The following is an 18533-nucleotide window of genomic DNA, read 5'->3' as shown; positions in this document are numbered from 1 at the left end:
CAAGGACCCAGAAAAAGGGGCCTGTGACCCATTAGCCCATGAAGGCGTCTTTGATCTTCTTAAAGAAGCCCTTTTCTTCAGCGTGCAGTTTGCTGCCCGCATCCCGGCCGAACTCCCGCAAGATGTCCTTTTGCTTGTCGTTGAGCCTGGTCGGCGTGATCACCCGCACCCGGACCATCTGGTCCCCCCGGCCGCCCCCGTTCAGGTGGGGGACACCGCGGCCGCGAAGCCGGAAAACGGTGCCGGTCTGCGTCCCTTCCGGAATGCGGATCGTGGTCGGGCCGTCCAGGGTGGGCACCTCCACCTCGTCGCCCAGGGCGGCCTGCACGAAGGATACCGGCAGCTCGCAGTGAATCTGGTGGCCCTCACGCTCAAAGAACTCGTCGGCGTCCACGTGGATGTACACGTAAAGGTCCCCGGGCGGGCCGCCCCGTGCCCCGGCCTCGCCCTCCCCGACCAGGCGCAGGCGGAAATCACCGTCCACCCCGGCCGGCACTTTCACCTTCAGAGAGCGCATTTGCCGCACCTGTCCGGCGCCGCGGCATTCCGGGCAGGGCGTCTCGACGATCCGCCCCGCCCCGCGGCAACGTTCACAGGGGCGGGTCTGCACGAAACGCCCGAACGGCGTCTGCTGGCTCACACTGACCTGGCCCTGCCCCCGGCACAGCGGGCAGGTCCGGGGGTGCGTGCCCGGCGCGGCCCCGGAACCGTCGCAGCGCTCGCAAGCCTCGGTCCGGGGGATCCTGATCTCGCGCTCGGCGCCGAAAACCGCTTCCCGGAAGGCCAAACGCAGGTCGTAGCGCAGGTCCTGCCCCCGCTGGGGACCGTACCGCGGCTGGCGTTCGCCGAAGAACATCTCGAAAATGTCCCCGAATCCGCCGAAACCGCCGAAACCGCCACGAAAAATATCTTCAAAATTAAAGCCCTGCCCCTCGGGACCGGCGTGACCGAAACGGTCGTACTGGGCGCGCCGTTCGGGGTCGCCCAGTACCGCCGCCGCCTCGGCGATTTCTTTGAACTTGTCGGCCGCCTGCGGGTCTTCCTTGTTCGCGTCCGGATGGTATTTACGCGCCAGTTTGCGGTAGGCTTTCTTTATGTCATCCTGGGAGGCGTCCCGCGCCACTCCCAGTACCTCGTAGTAGTCTCGCTTGCTCATTCCCCGACCTCACCACGGCAGAAATTCAGCGTCTGGAGTTTATCCACCCACCCCTGAGTTGGGCTCTGCCCTGAGCTGGGCTCTGCGGCTTGCTCATTCCTTGACCCCACCACGGCAGAATTCAGCAGGAGATTTTCCCCTGCTTCATTCTACTTTACTTCATAGTCGGCGTCCACCGTTTTGTCCTTGTCCTCTTTGTCCTTTCCGGCTTCCGGCTCCGGACCGGCCTCCTGCTGCTGCGCCTGCTTTTGGTACATGGCCGCGGTGAAAGCGTGCAGCGGCCCGGTGAGGTTTTCGGCCTCCCGCTTGATGCGCTCGGTGTCCTGACCCTCGAGAGCCTGCTTCAGCCGCCCGACGGCCTGCTCCAACTCGGAAACCTGAGCCGGGTCGGCCTGGTCGCGGTGTTCCTTGAGGGTCTTCTCGGACTGGTAGACCAGGGCGTCGGCGTTGTTGCGGATCTCGACCTCTTCCCGCCGCTTCCGGTCGTCCTCGGCGAACTGTTCCGCTTCCTTGACCAGACGGTCGATCTCGGCGCTGGACAAGCCGGTGGACCCGGTGATGGTGATGCTCTGAGATTTCCCGGTGCCCAGGTCCTTCGCCGATACGCTGACGATGCCGTTCACGTCGATGTCGAAGGTGACCTCGATCTGGGGGATGCCCCGGGGCGCCGGGGGAATCCCCACCAGGTTGAACCGGCCGAGCGTCTTGTTGCCGGCGGCCATCTGGCGCTCGCCCTGGAGGACGTGGATCTCCACCGACGGCTGGTTGTCGGCCGCCGTGGTGAAGGTCTGGCTCCTCGCGGTCGGGATAGTCGTGTTGCGTTCGATGATTCTGGTGAACACGCCGCCCAGGGTCTCGATACCCAGCGAGAGCGGGGTCACGTCCAGGAGCACCACGTCCTTGACTTCCCCGGTCAGCACGCCGGCCTGGATGGCCGCGCCGATGGCCACGCACTCGTCCGGGTTGATGCCCTTGTGCGGCTCCTTGCCGAAAAACTTTTTCACCGCTTCCTGCACGGACGGCATGCGTGTCGCGCCGCCGACCAGCAGGATCTTGTCGATCTGTTTGGGCTCCAGGCCGGCGTCCTGCATCGCCTGCCGGGTGGGCCCCATGGTCATCTCGATCAGATCGGCGGTCAGCTCGTCGAACCTGGCCCGGGAAAGGTTTAAGTCCAGGTGCTTGGGCCCCTCGGCGTCGGCGGTGATGAACGGCAGGTTGATGTTGGTGTTCACCACGGAGGAAAGCTCCACCTTGGCCTTCTCGGCGGCTTCCCGCAGGCGCTGCATGGCCATCCGGTCCCGGCTCAGGTCGATGCCGCTGTCCTTTTTGAATTCGGCCGTGATCCAGTCGACGACCCGCTGGTCGAAGTCGTCGCCGCCGAGACGGTTGTTGCCGCTCGTGGCCTTGACCTCAAACACGCCTTCGCCCAGTTCCAGGATCGACACGTCGAACGTCCCGCCCCCCAGGTCGAACACCAGGATGGTCTGGTCCTCTTCCTTGTCGAGGCCGTAGGCGAGCGCCGCCGCCGTCGGTTCGTTGATGATGCGCTCCACCTTCAGCCCGGCGATGCGGCCGGCGTCCTTGGTAGCCTGGCGCTGGGAGTCGCTGAAATAAGCCGGCACGGTGATCACCGCCCGCTCGACCTTGCCTCCCAGGTAAGCCTCGGCGTCGGTCTTCATCTTTTGCAGGATCATCGCCGAGATTTCCTGCGGCGAGTATTCGTTGCCGTCGATGCGGACCTTGTGCTCCGTACCCATGTACCGCTTGATGGAGGTCACGGTCCGTTCCGGGTTGCTGATCGCCTGGCGCTTGGCCACCTGGCCGACCAGCCGCTCCCCGGTCTTGGAGAACCCGACCACCGACGGGGTGGTGCGCCCTCCCTCCGCGTTGGGCATCACGACGGCCTCTCCGCCTTCCATCACCGCCATGCACGAGTTTGTGGTTCCAAGGTCGATGCCGATAATCTTACTCATTGCTCGTTACCTCCCCGTTAACTGCCCGTTTGGCCACTTTGACCATCGCCGGGCGCATAACTTTGCCTTTGAAGTAGTATCCCGGGCGCAGTTCCTCCAATACCGTGTTCTCCGGGACGTCCGCGGTTTCCACGTGGTCCACGGCTTCGTGCTTCCGGGGGTCGAATTCCTCCCCCGCCCCCGGTAACCTTTCCAGGCCCTGCTCGGCCAGGATTTCATCCAATTGACGGTAGATCATCCGCACTCCGGCCAGGAAATCCTCCAGCCGGTCACCCGGGTGTTCCAGGGCCCGCTCGAAGTTGTCCAGAACCGGCAGGATCGCGGACACAACCTCTTCCGCCGCCTGCCGGTACCACCCCTCACGCTCCTGCCGGGTCCGCCGCCGGTAGTTCTCAAAGTCGGCCTGGAGCCGGAGCAGCCGCTCCCGGCAGTCCGCGGCCATCGAAGCCTCCTCGGCCAGCCGCGCCTCCAAGTCTTTGTTCCCGTCCTCCGGAGTCCCGGGTTGTTTCACCTGCAGCTCATGAGCGGCGGTGCCGGTTTCCACCCGGTCGTTCCGGTCGTCCCGGCCGTTTTTGTTATTGCGATCACTCATCTTTCTTATCCCCCCTGCCGTCCAGGTGTTCCTCCCGCTTCATGATGATGGTGTCAATCCGCAGGATCGCCTCCGCGACCTCGCCGGCCGCCCTCAAGGCGTATATCTTCACGGGCGCCGGGTCCAGCACGCCCACCGCTTCCATGTCCGCGACCTCGCCGGTGTCGCAATCGATACCCAAACTGTTCCTGCCCGACGCCGCTTGGGCCGCGTTTACGTCGCCCACTTTCTCCAGGGGATTGAAACCGGCGTTGGCCACAATCTGGGCCAGCGGCCGCCGGAGCGCTTCCACCACGCATTCCACCCCGTACACCGCCATCCCCTTCACCCCGGCGCGCACCGCGTCAACCTCCCGGGCCGCCCACAGCTCCAGGGAGCCTCCCCCGGGCACCACTCCGCCGCGGACCGCCGACTGCACCGCGCCGGCAGCGTCCTTGGCGATCCGCTCCCGTTCATCGACCACCTCTTCGGTCGCCGCGCCCACCAGGACGGTGGCCGTCGGTTTGCCCGCCCCGTCCTGGATCCGCACTCGTTCCAGTTTCTCGTCGTGGATCACCGCCCGGGCCCGGCCGAGCGCCGCCTCCAGGTCGGAAACGCTCTTTTTGAGACCGGTCCGCTTGATCATCCGGGCGCCGGTGTGCTCGGCCGCCCGGCGGAGTTCCTTGTTCAGCACCCGCGGCACCACCATCACCCCGGCGTCGGTCAGGATCTCCTCGGCCGCGCTCGCCACCCCCCGGTCCACCAAAACCAAACCGACTCCCAGGTCGACCAGCTTTTTCACATTGACCCGGAAATCATCCTGCAGTTGCAGATAGCGGGCAAACCCGGCCTCGGTGGCCAGGGCCTCGTCCCCGATCTCTTCGGGCTCCAGGGCGTCGTCCAGGACTAGTACCCGCACCCCCCCGGACAAAACGGCCGGCATCTGGCGATTGAGCGGTTCCTTGCTGATGAGCGCCCCCATAAAAACCTCGTTGTCCGCGCCCTCCACCGCCGTCACCGTGTCGGCCAGCTTGAAATTGGGCTCTTGGAGCTTTTCCGCCCCGACCAACGCAGCCGCCCCCACGATCAGATCGGCAATGTCTGCATGCTCCCGGCCGGCCACCAGCGCCACCTGGCGGACACGCGGGTCGTTCAGGTCCGCCAGCGGCCGGGCCTCGGCCCGCACCACCTCGAGCGCCCGCCGCAGGCCCAGGCGCAACCCCTCGATCACCCGGGCCACCGGGACACCCCGCGCGACCAGCTCGACCCCGGTGGCCACCATCCGGCCGGCCATCACGGTGGCCGTGGTGGTTCCGTCGCCCACCTCTTCCTCCTGCGCCCGCGCCGCGTTGATCAGCATCCGGGCCGCCGGGTGGTTGGCCTCCATGCGGCCTAAGATGGTCACCCCGTCGTTCGTGATCACCACCTCGCCGAATTTGTCGACCAGCATCGTGTCCAGGCCCTTGGGGCCCAACGTACCCTCCACAGCCGAGCTGACGGCCCGGATGGCGTTCGCGTTCGTTACCAGGGCCGCCAGGCGCTCGTTCACCTCGGAACCCTGCACGGCCTGCTTTTTGAGGCTCAAGAAAACACCTCCCGGAGGGACAGAATTCTGATGGGACAGAATATAGAATTCAGAATCCAGAATTCAGAAGATTAAGAACCAAAAGACACAATCACCGGCATCTCAGCGCATCGGACTTAAGTCCGGAATTGATTCGGGTTCTTCCCGTTGGTTTCCCCATTCTGGATTCTCACTCCTGACTCCTGAATTCTGAATTCTGAATTCTTCTACCTGTACAGTTTCTCCAAAACCCGGGAAAGGTTTCGGGTCAGGTATTCCACCAGGCCGGTCACCCGGGCGTAGTCCATGCGGCTCGGCCCCAGCACCGCCAGAGCGCCCACGGCGCGCCCGCCGACTCCGTAGCGGGCGCTGACCAGGCTGCAGCCCTGGATGAGGTCGCACTTGAACTCATCGCCGATGAGGACGGTGATTCCCTCCTCCTGTTCGGCCTGTTCAGCCAACAGGGACGACAGGAGTCCCTCCTGGTCCAGAAGGCTAAGAAGCGTCTTCATTTTCTCCACGTTCCGGAATTCGGGCTGGTTCAGGATGTTCAAGACCCCGCCCAGATACACCCGTTCTTCCGTGCTTTCCTCACTGTCCCCGATGAGTTCCATGATGTATTCGACCATGGCCTTGTGGCGCAACAACTCAAAGTAGATCTCGCGCAGGATGGTGATCCGGATGTCGTTTAAGCTGTGGCCCCTGATCTTCGCGTTTAAGACCCGGGAAATGGTCTCCAGGTCCTCGCCCGTGATGTTTTCCGGCACGTCGATCACCCGCGTCTGCACGCGCTCGGGCTCGGTGACCACGAGCACCATGGCCTTGCCCTCCCCCATGGCGACCAACTGCACGTGCCGCACGGCACTACCGATCATCCGGGGCGTTGACACGAGAGCAGCGTAGCTGGTCAGCTGGCTCACCAGTTGCCCGGTTCGTTCGATGACTTCGGAGATGCTCTTGGCTTTGGCCTGGTAGTTGGCCCTGATGATCAGCTTTTCCTCTTCCGCCGGGGTCTCGGGTTCCATGAGCCGGTCGACGTAATACCGGTAGCCCCGCTGTGACGGAATCCGCCCCGCGGACGTGTGCGGCTGTTCGAGATAGCCCATCTCCTCCAGGTCGGCCATTTCGTTACGGATGGTGGCCGGGCTGATGCCCAACCCGTACTTGCGGGCGATGGTCCGGGAACCGACCGGTTCCGCGGTGGCGATGTAGTCGAGGACTATCGCCCGGAGGATTTCTTTCTTGCGTTCGTCGATGCCCACGGTTCCGCCCCCCTTGTTAGCACTCTCCTGGAATGAGTGCTAATCCCAGGCAATAAGATAGCACCCTTCCCTGTATCTGTCAAGCCTCGGGCCGGGTCATTTCTGCCCGATGCTCAAGACCGACATGAAGGCCTCCTGGGGAATCTGGACGTGGCCCACCTGTTTCATCCGCTTCTTGCCTTCTTTTTGTTTCTCCAGGAGCTTGCGCTTGCGGGTGACGTCGCCGCCGTAGCACTTCTCCAGCACCGCTTTGCGCAGGGCGCGGATACTTTCCCGCGCGATCACCCGCTGCCCGATGGCCGCCTGGATCACGATCTCGAACATCTGCCGCGGAATCAGATCCCGCAGCCGTTCCACGATGATCTTGGACCGGTGGTAGGCCCGGTCCCGGTGGACGATGATCGAAAGGGCGTCCAGCCGTTCCCCGGTCACCAGGATGTCCACGCGCACCAGGTCGGACTCCTGGTAGCCGAGGAGGTCGTAGTCCATGGACGCGTAGCCGCGGGTTGCGGATTTTAAGCGGTCAAAGAAGTCGTAGATGATCTCGGCGAGCGGCATCTCGTAGGTGATCAGCACCCGGCGGGTGCTGATGTACTCCATGTTCCGGAAGGTGCCCCGGCGGTCCCGGCAGAGCTCCATCACCGGCCCGATGTAGTCCTGGGGCAAGAGGAGCGCGGTGAGCACGAAGGGCTCCTCCATCTTTTCGATCTCGTGAGCCGGGGGCATCTCGGACGGGTTCCGGATTTCCAGGACGGCGCCGTTCGACCGGGTCACCCGGTACACCACGCTGGGCGCGGTGGTGATCAGGTCCAGCCCGTACTCCCGTTCCAGCCGCTCCTGGATGATCTCCATGTGCAAAAGACCCAAGAAACCGCACCGGAAGCCGAAACCGAGCGCCGTCGAGGTCTCCGGCTCATAGACCAGGGAGGCGTCGTTCAGGGAAAGCCGGTCCAAAGCGTCCCGTACCTTTTCAAACTCGGCCCCTTCCACCGGAAACAGGCCGCAGTACACCATCGGCTTCGCCTTCCGGTAGCCGGGCAACGGCGTGGCGGCCGGGCGGCGGGCGGCGGTGACCGTGTCGCCCACCCGGCAGTCCTTGACGTTCTTGATCCCCGCGGCCATGAAGCCCACCTCGCCGGCGCGCAGTTCATCCACCGCGACCGGCGCCGGGGTGAATACCCCCAATTCGCTGACCTCGAACTCCCGGCCGGTGGCCATCATCCGGACCGGCTCGCCGGGGGAAAGCCGGCCGTCCATCAGCCGGAAGTAAGCGATGACCCCCCGGTACGGGTCGTAGTGGGAATCGAAAATCAGGGCCCGCAAAGGGGCCGCGGGATCACCGCCGGGCGGGGGGACGTCCCGGACGATCCGTTCCAGGATCTCCTCCACCCCGTCCCCGCGCTTCGCCGAAGCCAGGACGGCGTCCGCGCCGTCCAGGCCGATGACGTCCTCCAGTTCCCGCCGCACCCGGTCGGGTTCGGCGCTCGCCAGGTCGATCTTGTTGATGACCGGGATGATGGTCAGGTGGTGGTCCAGAGCCAGGTTGACATTGGCCAAGGTCTGGGCCTCGATGCCCTGGCCGGCGTCGACGACCAGCAGAGCCCCCTCGCAGGCCGCCAGGCTCCGGGAGACCTCGTAGGAAAAATCAACGTGTCCGGGAGTGTCGATCAGGTTCAACTGGTAATCCCGGCCGTCGCGGGCCCGGTAGGCCAGGCGGACCGCCTGCAGTTTGATGGTGATGCCGCGCTCCCGCTCTAGGTCCATCTGGTCCAGCACCTGCTCCTGCATCCGGCGCCCCACGAGCGCCCCGGTGTGCTCCAGCAGCCGGTCGGCCAAAGTCGATTTGCCGTGGTCGATATGGGCAATGATACAGAAATTGCGGATCCGGTCGCGTTCCACCAGCATGTGTTGATGCTCCAGTCACTACTGAATATTATAACAGCCAAAACGGCCAAACAGATGTATCACCTGCGCCGGTTTACCCCGATACTTTTTCCACCAGTTCATCATAGACAACCTCGATCCGGGCCAGATTTTGCTGCAGTTCGTGCCGCACCACATTTTCCAGGCTGCGCCGGCCCATCAGCCGCCGCATCTCCTCGTCCTCCAGGAGCAGATTGATCTTGGCCGCCAGATCCTGTTCGTCTCCGAAACGGAACAGAAGCCCGTTGTCACCATCGGCGACCAGCTCCGGCAGGGCCGCGGCCCGCGCGGCGACAACCGGCAGTCCGGAAGCCATCGCCTCCAGGGTGACGATACTCTGGGTTTCCATCCCGGACGGGATTACGAAACAGGCCGCCAACTGGTATATCCGGGGCAGGAGTTCACTGTCGTGGTCCAAAGGCCCCAGCAGAGTGACGCTGTCGGTGAGCCTTTCCTGTCTAAGCCGCTTCCTGAGCGCTTCCAAGAGATTACCGCCCCCACAGAGCACAAAGTGGGCTCTGTGCCGGGCCAGCACGATGGGTACGGCCCTAATCAGCGTGTCCAGGCTTTTCTCCGGGTCTATCCGCCCCACGTAGAGCACTATCGGATGGTTGGGCAGATGGAGCGCCGCCCGTATGCCGGACGGCGGTTCGTACGCAAAGAAGCGGTTGAGGTCCACGCCGTTTGAAACGACCTTGATCCGGGTTTTCAATCCCGCCGATTCCAACTGGTTTTTCACCGTCTTACTGGGAGTGATTACGTACCGGCAGGAATTGTAGAACCTGTTCGTTCTTCTCGTTAGCCACCGGCGCAGGGGACCATGGAACGGTTTCAGAAACCGAAGGTAGGCCAAAACGTAATCAATCGTGAAATGATGGCTGATCACCACGGGAATGCCTCTTTTTTCGGCTTCGCTCAACAAGGCGCACCCGATGGACGTGGGATCCTGAAGGTGAATGACATCCGGAGAACACCGATCCAGGATTTGCCCCACCAGGGCACGCGGGAAAAAGGTGACCCGGAAGCCCTTACGAAAGGGATTGGGGAAGGAACTGATCCGCTCGACCGCCAAGCCCTCCGCCAACTGTTCCCGGTAGCTCCGGCGGCCGGGAGAAGGAGCAATAATCGTCACTTCGTACCCTCTGCCTGCCAGGTGGGAGGCAAGATTCATCGTGGTGACGGCCACGCCGGAAATGTTCGGATAAAATGATTCCGATCCGATAACAACCTTCATCCTGCCGCCGCTTTCCTATCAATAAAAATTCAGCTGCCAAAAACAATATTTGCCGCCTTATGCTTAAGTTCCTGCCTCCTCGAACGCAAGTATGGCGTTGCCGGCATCAATACTGCGGCCCGGGCGGCGGTGCGCCCGGTACCCACCAGGAATGACGGTGCGGCACCTCAAGCACGAGGTTTACCCCCAACAGCGTGCAGACAAGGCGCTCGTCATCCAGGCGGTGGAACTCGACCGCCCGGATCGGCCGGGGCGGGGCGAGAAAGTGGTTCAGGTGGTAAAGGCAGGTACTGGTGCCCCAGGCCAGCAGGGACACGGACAACACCAGCACCAGAACCATCCGGGCTCTTGCGGCGCCCATCGACTCACCTCCTTGCCAACTCCTATTATGCCCACCACCGTATGAGGCTAGACCGGGCGTACACCCCGCCAAACGCCGGCGCCGCTGCAGTCTACCCGCCGACTGGCCTCCTGGCGAGCGGTGTGCTCAACCGGGGCATCATCTTCGGCCACTGTGTCCGCACCGATGAAGCCGCCATTCGCGGGCGGCTTTCCCACGGGCAAGGAAAAAGCGCCCGTGCCGCGGACGCCTGCCGTTTCATTTGTCTGCCGTGTCCGGACTCTGTGCCGCTCCAACCACGTTGGTGCGGCTACTCCTGGTCTTCCGGGATATCCGCCAGGACCGCCGCCAGGATGTCGGCCAGGACTTCGGCGGTGCGCAGGGCTTCTTCCGTGTAGTTCGCCACACTGCCGACCTCCACGAGCAGCGCTCCCGGATGGAGAAACTGGTTATATCGCCCCTCCTTGACTCTCACCCCCACGCAAAGGCCCGGGTACAGCTCCTGGGACTTGGCGGCGACGGCCCGGGCGAGTTCGTAGTTCTTTTCCCAATCGGGAAACGGCCGGCGCGCGTCCGAACCGACGACCAGGAGGATCGTGGCCACCTCCTGGCCTCCGATCTCGGTCACCGAATGCGCCCGGTCTTTGAGGCTGTCCCGGTGCAGGTCGATCAGCATCTTGAGCCCGGGGTGCTCCTCGACCATCCGGCGCGCGGTCTCTTCCGATTCAAGGTAGGAACGGCTGTAGGGCACGTCGTGCCTCGTCTCCGAATGGGCCACCCCGAGGCCGTGCCTTTCCTGGAGCGCCCTCTTCAGCGCCCTCCCGACTTCCACCACGGCCCCGGGCTTCTCGTCGAACCGTTCCACCCCGTCGGTTAATTCGTAGGTTTCGCCGGTGTGCGTGTGGTAGATTCCCACCGTCACCGCCCCGGCCCGCCCGGAAACGCCTCTCGCCCCCTTGGAAACCTCCACCGGAGGCAAGGACACCACCGTGGAAACAGGCCCAGGAGTGCGGGTCCCGGCGGGCAACGACATCTGGCGGGCGATCATCCGCCCGGGATCCCTCAGGTCGGCCCGGGCCACCCGCTCCAAGACCCCGGCGGCCATTCCGCCCGGATCAACCGGGGAAACGCCCATCCAGCCCGGCAGAACCGTGTTCACGACCTTTTGCGGTTCACGGGTGCTCCATTCCAGGAAGGCCCCGGTCCCGGCCCCGGCCAGGTTCATTGCTCCGGGGAACACCCAGATCCAAACCAGCAGAAGACCGAAAAGGAGTACACTGACTGTCCGGCGCAAGACCTAATCCCCCCTCTCCGGATGTGTACGCCGCAAAAGGGGGGATTATGTGTTCTAGCGCAGGACTGTAGGCACAAAAGCGTCAATAATGCCGATGACGAAGGCCGCGATCAGGGCGCCGATGATGTTCACCGTCAAAAGGCCCGGGATGATGAACTGGGCCAGGTAGATCACCACGGCCGCCACGACGAAGCCGACCAGGCCCCGGCTCTGGGGCGAAATCCGGTCGCCCAGCACCGTTTCAGCCAGCCAGCCGAGAATGGCGATGACCGCGGCGGCAATCAGCGCTCCAAAGAAACCGCCGGCGACAACGAAGCCGGGAACCAGCCAACTCAACAGGAGAAGAACGATTGCCGAAACCACGAAACGGACGATCAGCCCGATCCACTGGGAACGAACCTTGTTTTCAGCCATGTTTTAACACCCCCTTCCTGGAAAACTCTCTATAGCTTTAGCGAAAACCGGATTGGCTATACACCGCAAAAAGGCCAATGTTTGGCTTGCATTTTGAAAACTTGCGTGGTACACTGCACGTTGGGAGGTGAGACAGTGGCGCACAGCCGTTCAGCCAAGAAACGAATTGAGACCACCCGCAAGCGCACCGAGCAGAACAAGAGGGCCAAGTCCGCCCTGAAGACGGCGATCAGGCGTTTCGAAGAAGCGGTGCAGGGGGATGAACGGGAACAGGTCCGCGAGAAGCTGCAGAAGGCGCTTGTCTCCATTGATAAAGGGGTATCCAAAGGCATCCTGCACAAGAATACCGCCGCGCGCCGGAAGTCGCGCCTGACCAAGAAGTTTAACAGCACCACCGGCTAAGGCCGCCGTTTTCCCCAATGTGAGACCGCCGTTTCTCCCCAATGTGGAACCGCCGTTTCGGTTTGTTCAGCGCTAGAAGCCCCGGTACTGCGGCCGGGGCCCGTTTATTGGCGATAGTCCAGGAGGAAGAAGTTCGAAAGGGCCGGGAGGAAGTCCCGGCGGCCGGTCTTGACGTCGGCATCGATTTCCAGAAGAGCCGCGCACGCCGCGGCCAGCTGACGGGGGCGATAATTTCGGGACTGGACCAGCGCTTTGTTAATCACAAAAGGTTTGGTCTGCAGGCGGGCGGCGATGTCGGGCACCGTGAGCCCGGACGCGGCCAGGTCGGGCGCGCAGAGCAACAGGCGAAACTGGCGGGCGAGCATGGCCAGGATGCCGAGGGGTGACTCACCGGCGGCGGTCAAGGCCTGAATCCCCTCGATGGCGTCCTCAAAACGCCCCTCGCCGACCGCGTCGACCACCTGAAAGATGGTCTCCTCGCGCCGCAGGGGTACCAGAACCGCAACGTCCTCAACGGTCACCCGGTCCCTTCCGCCCACGTAGGTCAGCACCTTTTCCAGCTCCACGGCCACACCCTGCAGCCCCCCCGGAACCGAAGAGAGAAACCGGTCCATGGCTTCCCGGGTGAAGACAATTCCCGATTTCTTCGCTTCCCGGCTCACCCAGCGGGCCGCGTCCCCGGGGGAGAGCGGCGTGAAATCTACGGCCCGGCCGCGGCGGGTGACCAATTGGTAAAGCTTCTTCCGCCGGTCCACCGGACCGGCTTTTTGCAGCACGAGACATGTCGAGGACGAGGGGGCGTCGAGGTAGGCCTCCAGCAACTCGCTCCCCAGCCCGGGTTTCTGGTCGAAGTAGGGTGCGTTGCGCACCACCACCAGCCGGAAGACCGCCAGCACCGGCACCAAGCGGGCGGCCCGCACCACTTCCTCCGGCCCCGCCTCCTCTCCGTCGATTTCGGAAAGGTTGAAGGCCTCGGCTCCGCCCGTGAGCAGGGCCGACTTCAGCCGCGCGATCGCCTGGCGGTGCAAAAACACCTCGTCCCCGTAAAACAGATAGACCGGGGGAATCCGCCCCTCTTCCACTTCCCGCACAAACTCCAGGTAGTACTCCATCTTACCTTCCCAACTTCTCCTCGACCGCCCGCTAAGCGGCGGGCCTCAAGTCTTTCCGCTCCCGGCCGGTCTCAATCTCCAGGGAATGTCCGTCCGTCCTGACGATCACCGCGCCGTCCAGATCGGTGCGGTAAACCTCGGCACCCAAATCCTGAAGTGCTTCAAGGGTGCGGGGATGGGGGTGGCCGAACGGATTCGCCCGGCCGACCGTGATCACCGCCACGGACGGCCGGACGGCCCGAAAGAAATCCGGTGTGAAGGCGCCGCTGCCGTGGTGCGGCACTTTCAGCACGTCCGCCCGGACCTCCTGCCCCAGGGTCAGGCGCGCCTGACCCTCCTGCTCCACGTCACCGGCGAATAGAAAACTCCTGGCCCCGTGGTCCAGCCTCAAGACCACCGAGTTATTGTTTAAATCGCTCCGGGTGCCGGAAAGCAGGGGAAAGACGGGCGCAAGCACCTTCAGAATAGTCCGCTGGTCCACCCGCAGGCAATCCCCGGCCCAGACCTGGAACACCGGAATGTCGGCCTGTTTTAACTCCTCGATCAACTTCGGATAAGCCGGATTGAGTTCCTCGCGCCCACCGTCGGGAGCCACCACGACGTTGCGCACTTTGAGCTTGTCGGCAACCGCCCGGACCCCGCCGGCGTGATCGTCGTGGGGGTGGGTGATCACCAGGATATTAATCTCATACACTCCGATCCGCCGGAGGTAGGGCACCACCACTTTCTCCCCGGCTCCGGGTTCACCGGCCACCTCCCCCCGCCAGCCGCCGGCGTCGACCAGGACGGTCGCACCGGTACCGGTCCGAATCAGCGTGCAGTCGCCCTGCCCCACGTCCAGGAAGTGCACCTCAAGGTGGTCCCGGCCGGAGGGTTGGGTGGGCCAGATCAGGAAAGCAAAAACAAGGGAAAGGCCTACCCCCAGCATTCCCAAAGTACGCCGCCTCGACCCGCCCACCAGCGCCGCCGCGCCCGGCCATCTTTCCCGCCAGGGGGTGGCTCCGGTAAAAGCGCCCAGCCCCCAGCAGGCCAGGTACCAGAAGCCGACCAGCAGCAAAGGAGGCGTGGGCACGTAATAATAGGCCCCTTTGACACCCGCAAAGAACTTGACCAGGGCCAGGAAAAGATCGACCAGGGCCCCGGTGGCCGGTCCGGTTAGCCAGGCGGCGGCCGGCAGGAAGGCGCCGAGCAGGGCGCTGATGAAACCGAGCACAAAGATCAGCCCGACCAGTGGTACCGTCACCAGGTTGGCCGGCAACGATACCGGGGAAATCAGATTGTAGTAATACGCGATCAGAGGGAAGACGCCCAGTTGGGCGGCCAGCGGCACGGCCAGGAACCAACCGGCGGCCGGTTTCCACCAGGAAAGGCGCCGGGCCGCCGCCAGCTGGTCGAGACCGCGGACGATCAAGGGTCCCAGGTACAGGATCCCCCAGGTGGCGGTGAAGGAAAGCTGAAAACCGGGGTCGTAAAGGCTCAAGGGGTTCCCGAGGAGGATCACCAGCGCGGCCAGCGCCAGGGCGGTGGGCCAGTCCCGCAGGCGTCCCATCTGGTGGGCGGCGAGCAGCAACAGCGCCATGACCGAAGCCCGGATAACAGGCGGTTTGAACCCCACCATCACCGCGTAGAAGGCCAGCACCGCCACCACCATAATCAGGGTCCACCTCGGGTCCAGGCGCCCGAGGCGGGTGAATACGAGCACCAATCCCACCAGAAAACCAACGTGCAGTCCGCTGACACTGAGGATGTGCACCACACCCGTGACGGTGAAGGCCTCGTTCATCTCGGGCGCGATCTCACCCCGCACACCCATCGTAATACCCCGGACGAGGGCGGCGGCACCGGGTTCCAGCGCCCGTTCCAGCCCCGCCGACAGTCTCTCCTTGGCGGTCAGGGCCAGGTACACCACGTAGTTCCCCCGGTCCACACCGATCCGCTCGATCGCGCCCGTGCCGAGCACGTTCATCTTGAAGGCCACACCCTGGCGCTCCAGGTAGGCCCGGTAGTCGAACTCCCCGGGATTGCCGGGACTCACCGGAATCCGGAGCACGCCCCGGGTCCGCAACAGATCGCCGTAACCGTAGACCGCGTCCGGTTCGCGGTGGCTGACGACCACGCGCCCGCCCGGACGCATCACCTCGTTGCCCTTTCGGACCTCGTGCACCGCGAGGAGGTAAATCACCCGGTCCGGGCGGACATCGGCGTCCCTCACCACCGCCCCTTCCAGAACCACGGCGGAGTTGTCCCACGCCGCCAACGGAGAAGCGGTCCGATCGACGGTCAACCCGGTCACCGCCGCGCCAAGAACGGCAAACAGCGCCAGGATCAACACCGGCGCCGCCTTTTTGACGGCGAAGTAAGCGATGGACGCCACTGTCAAAGCGGCCCCCACCGATAAAAAAAGATGGTCGCCGTACAGATGGAAATGCCCGGCCAGGAATACGCCAAATCCGTACAGTACCGCCATCATTACCAAGGGCCTATTCATCCGCTCTCCCCCCACCAAAAAGGGACACCCAAAAAGGGGCCAGGCCCCTATTTTCGCCTAGTAGGTGGTGGCCATGTCGCGCAGCCCTTCGAGCCGTTTCTCACCGATCCCGGACACGTTCATCAGGTCGTCCACCGAGACGAAAGGGCCGTTTTGCTCCCGGTACCGGATAATCCGTTCGGCCAGGGCCGGGCCGATGCCGGGCAGATTCTCGAGTTCGGCCCGGTCGGCGGTGTTGATGTTGATCCGGGAATCGCCCGCCCCGGCAGAGGCACTGCCTCCCGGCACCGACCCTTGGGCATCCGGCGCCCGGACCCGGGGCACCAACACCTTCTGGCCGTCCTGCAGCGGCGCGGCCAGGTTCAGGGCCTGCAGGTCGGCCGAAGGCAAGGGACGGGCCATTTCCACCGCGTCCACCACCCGGGCGCCCCCCTCGACCCGGTACACGCCGGGGGCGTTTACCTCCCCGGCCACGTGGACCAGGAGCGTCGCCTGCTCCTTTTCCCCCGCCTGTTCGAGAACCGGAAGCTCGGGCGGCTTGATTTTGGCCTGAGCATACACATAGCCCAGACCGAAGACAATGGCGGCCGCCAATACCAGGGCGGCCAACTGCTCACGGCGTCCGAACAAGGTCCTCACCAGCCCGGGATGGTTATCCTTTTTCTGTTCTCCTTTTTCTGTTCTCCTTTTTACACCAAATTCCTGTCGGCTTCGGAAGCGGGGCACAAAAAGAAGCCCACGGACTCGGACGGAGGAAAGCTCTTTCGCCCCAGTTCACCACTCAACAACTACCGGCCGCGAGATGTGAGGTGAGATGTGTGAGGTTGGAGCTGGTTTCCCGGCCCTCAACTCAAAGACAGCTACTCGGTAACTGCTCAGGAGTCAGAAGTCAGGAGCCAGAATCCAGAATAAGGGAGGATAGAACGAATTGATGAACCTTTTGCCAAACAATCAAGTCTTGAAAATGCCTGGCGGGTTCTCTTTTCATTCTGACTCCTGAATTCTGGCTCCTGGCTCCTGAGTAGTTAACGCTACTCGGCTTTGCAGGTCTCCCCCCGCTTGCGCAGATTCTTCCGCTCATAGCCTAAGAGCCTGCCGCGGACGTCCAGTTCCATTTCGTATATCCCGATGATATCCATTAGATCAGGTACAGCCTTGCGCTCCACAGCCTCCAAGACTACCTGCCAACCTTGGTCGGTCTTGCCGGCCCCGATGACTCTTTCCACCAGTAGACCTGTCAACTGCTCCAAATAGTTCTTGGCTCTGGTCACCGCCTTTTCTAAGCCCACTGATATCACCCTCCCTTGTAGCCAATCATTCCGATTTCCCGGTTTGCCGCCGGCCCTCCCGGTTCGCCGGCCACTGCCCGGTGGGCCGCATCCCAGTCTTCCCAGATGCCATAGCTAAGCATGGTCTCGATGTTTGCCACCGCGGCTCTCAAGCTCACGCCGATAAGGGGTACGCCTGCTACGGAAATGATAACATCGGCATTGATTAGGAGCCCCTTTTTTAGAACCCGGTCCAGGACGTCAACCAAGGTGGCCCGCGTGTCCCGCACCGGCCTCATGGCAGAACCCCGCCCTCCGGCAGGTTTCTATCGCCTACCGAAACAAAACTGTACGGGGGCCAGGGACCGGTGAAACGCACCTCGATACCGTCAAGGTCCGTAATCCTCTGGAGCTCTTTGCCCAAGTCCCGCACCCGGTCCTCGTCCACGAGGCAGGACAAGTTCATCAACATCACCCTTCCACCGTCCGCTTTTTTCACCTTTTCCACCCGCACGTCGGCCACGTGCTGCCGGATGGAGCCGCAAAACTCCCGGTAGCACCGGTCCAGCCGGCCCTCCAGTTCCTGCCGCACCAGTTTCTGCAATTGCTGCTGGTACATGTAGGCCAGACCGGGGGGGCTGGTCCTGATCCGCGCCTCCAGCTCCTGCAACCGCTCACTCTGGGCGACCGTATCTTTACTCAGAACAGCCACATTGTAGAACACCTGGATGCCATACTCTTGCCTGCCACGGACCTTCTTCAGCTTTTCCCTCAGCCCTGGTTCCTCGTCTCCGAGCCAGCGCCGGATCACAGCCTCCGCACTCTCTTGCCTCCCCCATACAATCACGCCGAAGCCAAAGGGGAGCACCGGGCCGAAGCGTGCAGCCGCAACGTCCAGCACGCGCTGGTGCGCCAGGACCCAGGCCTCGACGGCCGCCCGGCCTCCGGTCCGGTATGCCGCGTCCGGGCAATTGTGAACAACGGCCGCTAAGCCCCCGTGGACAACGAGGTAAACCTCGGCCCCGTCGAGGCCGATCGGCCCCAGAGAACCGTGGGCGGCGCTTTCCAGCACCCCGTAAAGGTACACGGCCTCCGGCCCTGGTACTGAGACGCCCATGGCTGCCCGGCCGTCCGTCCTCTCGGCTCCCAATGCCGTGTCCGGCACCTGCGGCTTGACTCCCGCTTCTTGCTTCCCGTCCATCAAAGACTACCTCGTTCCTTACATTTCGTCGACCCAGCGTTCGGGGTTAACAATCCAGTCAACGACGTCGTCCAGACCGTCCTGGACAGCCCTGACTGTGTCTGCGATGCCCTGTTGCAACTTGATTTCCTCCAGCGCCGCGTCCATCTCCAAAAGGGCCCGGCCCAGCCGCTCGATCTCATCACCGGTCAGGCGGCCGCTTTCCATCCTTTCCAGCGCCTGAAGTTTCAAGACGTCCCGGATGATCTCCACTATGGCCACTGCCAGCCCCAGCAACCCGTGCTTCATGTTGTCGGTGTCGAGTTCAATAGCCATCTGCAATCCCCCGTCC

At 63.4% G+C, this 18533-nt stretch carries 18 protein-coding genes; 1 reads left to right on the top strand and 17 read right to left on the bottom strand.

Annotation, left to right across the window (positions count from 1 at the left end; translation table 11 throughout):
- Nucleotides 1-31: 31 nt before the first annotated feature.
- From dnaJ to AB1402_02500, 10 genes are all read right to left on the bottom strand, one after another.
- Nucleotides 32-1156 (bottom strand): molecular chaperone DnaJ, encoded by a 1125-nt coding sequence (dnaJ, locus tag AB1402_02545; protein ID MEW6540481.1) that lies wholly within the window; start codon nt 1154-1156, stop codon nt 32-34.
- A 149-nt stretch (nt 1157-1305) separates the two neighbouring features.
- On the bottom strand, nt 1306-3129 hold the full coding sequence (gene dnaK, locus AB1402_02540) for a molecular chaperone DnaK (GenBank protein ID MEW6540480.1): 1824 nt from the start codon (nt 3127-3129) through the stop codon (nt 1306-1308).
- Complete coding sequence (gene grpE, locus AB1402_02535) at nt 3122-3721, bottom strand: nucleotide exchange factor GrpE (GenBank protein ID MEW6540479.1); 600 nt, start codon at nt 3719-3721, stop codon at nt 3122-3124. The genes dnaK and grpE overlap by 8 nt, the downstream gene beginning before the upstream one ends.
- Nucleotides 3714-5285 carry a TCP-1/cpn60 chaperonin family protein gene (locus tag AB1402_02530; GenBank protein ID MEW6540478.1) on the bottom strand — a complete coding sequence of 524 codons (1572 nt, stop codon included), beginning with the start codon at nt 5283-5285 and terminating at the stop codon, nt 3714-3716. Before AB1402_02530 ends, grpE begins: the two co-directional genes overlap by 8 nt.
- Nucleotides 5286-5491: 206 nt before the next feature.
- Nucleotides 5492-6526, bottom strand: a complete 1035-nt coding sequence (gene hrcA / locus AB1402_02525; protein ID MEW6540477.1) for a heat-inducible transcriptional repressor HrcA — start codon at nt 6524-6526, stop codon at nt 5492-5494.
- Nucleotides 6527-6622: 96 nt separating this feature from the next.
- Complete coding sequence (gene lepA / locus AB1402_02520) at nt 6623-8431, bottom strand: translation elongation factor 4 (protein MEW6540476.1); 1809 nt, start codon at nt 8429-8431, stop codon at nt 6623-6625.
- A 73-nt stretch (nt 8432-8504) separates the two neighbouring features.
- Complete coding sequence (locus AB1402_02515; protein MEW6540475.1) at nt 8505-9683, bottom strand: glycosyltransferase; 1179 nt, start codon at nt 9681-9683, stop codon at nt 8505-8507.
- A 106-nt stretch (nt 9684-9789) separates the two neighbouring features.
- Complete coding sequence (locus tag AB1402_02510) at nt 9790-10044, bottom strand: hypothetical protein (protein ID MEW6540474.1); 255 nt, start codon at nt 10042-10044, stop codon at nt 9790-9792.
- A 289-nt stretch (nt 10045-10333) separates the two neighbouring features.
- Nucleotides 10334-11317: a stage II sporulation protein P gene (locus AB1402_02505; GenBank protein ID MEW6540473.1), complete on the bottom strand. Its 984-nt coding sequence runs from the start codon at nt 11315-11317 to the stop codon at nt 10334-10336.
- A gap of 54 nt (nt 11318-11371) precedes the next feature.
- On the bottom strand, nt 11372-11731 hold the full coding sequence (locus tag AB1402_02500; GenBank protein MEW6540472.1) for a phage holin family protein: 360 nt from the start codon (nt 11729-11731) through the stop codon (nt 11372-11374).
- A gap of 135 nt (nt 11732-11866) precedes the next feature.
- Between AB1402_02500 and rpsT the strand changes: the two genes are divergently transcribed.
- Nucleotides 11867-12133 (top strand): 30S ribosomal protein S20, encoded by a 267-nt coding sequence (rpsT, locus tag AB1402_02495; protein MEW6540471.1) that lies wholly within the window; start codon nt 11867-11869, stop codon nt 12131-12133.
- 104 nt (nt 12134-12237) lie between these two features.
- Here the strand turns inward: rpsT and holA are convergent, their stop codons facing one another.
- The 7 genes from holA to AB1402_02460 all read right to left on the bottom strand — a co-directional run bounded on the left by holA (nt 12238) and on the right by AB1402_02460 (nt 18517).
- Nucleotides 12238-13245 carry a DNA polymerase III subunit delta gene (holA, locus tag AB1402_02490; GenBank protein MEW6540470.1) on the bottom strand — a complete coding sequence of 336 codons (1008 nt, stop codon included), beginning with the start codon at nt 13243-13245 and terminating at the stop codon, nt 12238-12240.
- Between the two features lie 31 nt (nt 13246-13276).
- Nucleotides 13277-15733, bottom strand: coding sequence for a DNA internalization-related competence protein ComEC/Rec2 (locus AB1402_02485; protein ID MEW6540469.1), 2457 nt, complete (start codon nt 15731-15733; stop codon nt 13277-13279).
- Between the two features lie 57 nt (nt 15734-15790).
- The gene (locus tag AB1402_02480) at nt 15791-16372 is read right to left on the bottom strand and encodes a helix-hairpin-helix domain-containing protein (protein MEW6540468.1); all 582 of its coding nucleotides are present in this window, start codon (nt 16370-16372) and stop codon (nt 15791-15793) included.
- 392 nt (nt 16373-16764) lie between these two features.
- Nucleotides 16765-17022, bottom strand: coding sequence for a gas vesicle protein GvpO (gvpO, locus tag AB1402_02475; protein MEW6540467.1), 258 nt, complete (start codon nt 17020-17022; stop codon nt 16765-16767).
- Nucleotides 17023-17027: 5 nt separating this feature from the next.
- Nucleotides 17028-17300 carry a gas vesicle protein gene (locus tag AB1402_02470; protein MEW6540466.1) on the bottom strand — a complete coding sequence of 91 codons (273 nt, stop codon included), beginning with the start codon at nt 17298-17300 and terminating at the stop codon, nt 17028-17030.
- Nucleotides 17297-18202 (bottom strand): GvpL/GvpF family gas vesicle protein, encoded by a 906-nt coding sequence (locus AB1402_02465; protein ID MEW6540465.1) that lies wholly within the window; start codon nt 18200-18202, stop codon nt 17297-17299. The genes AB1402_02470 and AB1402_02465 overlap by 4 nt, the downstream gene beginning before the upstream one ends.
- A gap of 18 nt (nt 18203-18220) precedes the next feature.
- On the bottom strand, nt 18221-18517 hold the full coding sequence (locus tag AB1402_02460) for a gas vesicle protein K (GenBank protein MEW6540464.1): 297 nt from the start codon (nt 18515-18517) through the stop codon (nt 18221-18223).
- Between the last annotated feature and the right edge of the window lie 16 nt (nt 18518-18533).

This window comes from Bacillota bacterium (assembly GCA_040757205.1).
Lineage (GTDB): Bacteria > Bacillota > Desulfotomaculia > Desulfotomaculales > Desulforudaceae > Desulforudis.
Note: the sequence above shows the minus strand (reverse complement) of the source record. Positions and strands in the feature narration are given on the sequence as shown.

Excerpts from the sequence above, each read along its gene's own strand:
- grpE (MEW6540479.1), bottom strand. The coding sequence starts at position 3,721 with ATGAGTGATCGCAATAACAAAAACGGCCGGGACGACCGGAACGACCGG.
- dnaK (MEW6540480.1), bottom strand. The coding sequence starts at position 3,129 with ATGAGTAAGATTATCGGCATCGACCTTGGAACCACAAACTCGTGCATG.
- AB1402_02515 (MEW6540475.1), bottom strand. The coding sequence starts at position 9,683 with ATGAAGGTTGTTATCGGATCGGAATCATTTTATCCGAACATTTCCGGC.
- AB1402_02465 (MEW6540465.1), bottom strand. The coding sequence starts at position 18,202 with ATGGACGGGAAGCAAGAAGCGGGAGTCAAGCCGCAGGTGCCGGACACG.
- dnaJ (MEW6540481.1), bottom strand. The coding sequence starts at position 1,156 with ATGAGCAAGCGAGACTACTACGAGGTACTGGGAGTGGCGCGGGACGCC.
- AB1402_02460 (MEW6540464.1), bottom strand. The coding sequence starts at position 18,517 with ATGGCTATTGAACTCGACACCGACAACATGAAGCACGGGTTGCTGGGG.
- holA (MEW6540470.1), bottom strand. The coding sequence starts at position 13,245 with ATGGAGTACTACCTGGAGTTTGTGCGGGAAGTGGAAGAGGGGCGGATT.
- AB1402_02485 (MEW6540469.1), bottom strand. The coding sequence starts at position 15,733 with ATGAATAGGCCCTTGGTAATGATGGCGGTACTGTACGGATTTGGCGTA.
- AB1402_02470 (MEW6540466.1), bottom strand. The coding sequence starts at position 17,300 with ATGAGGCCGGTGCGGGACACGCGGGCCACCTTGGTTGACGTCCTGGAC.
- AB1402_02500 (MEW6540472.1), bottom strand. The coding sequence starts at position 11,731 with ATGGCTGAAAACAAGGTTCGTTCCCAGTGGATCGGGCTGATCGTCCGT.
- AB1402_02510 (MEW6540474.1), bottom strand. The coding sequence starts at position 10,044 with ATGGGCGCCGCAAGAGCCCGGATGGTTCTGGTGCTGGTGTTGTCCGTG.
- lepA (MEW6540476.1), bottom strand. The coding sequence starts at position 8,431 with ATGCTGGTGGAACGCGACCGGATCCGCAATTTCTGTATCATTGCCCAT.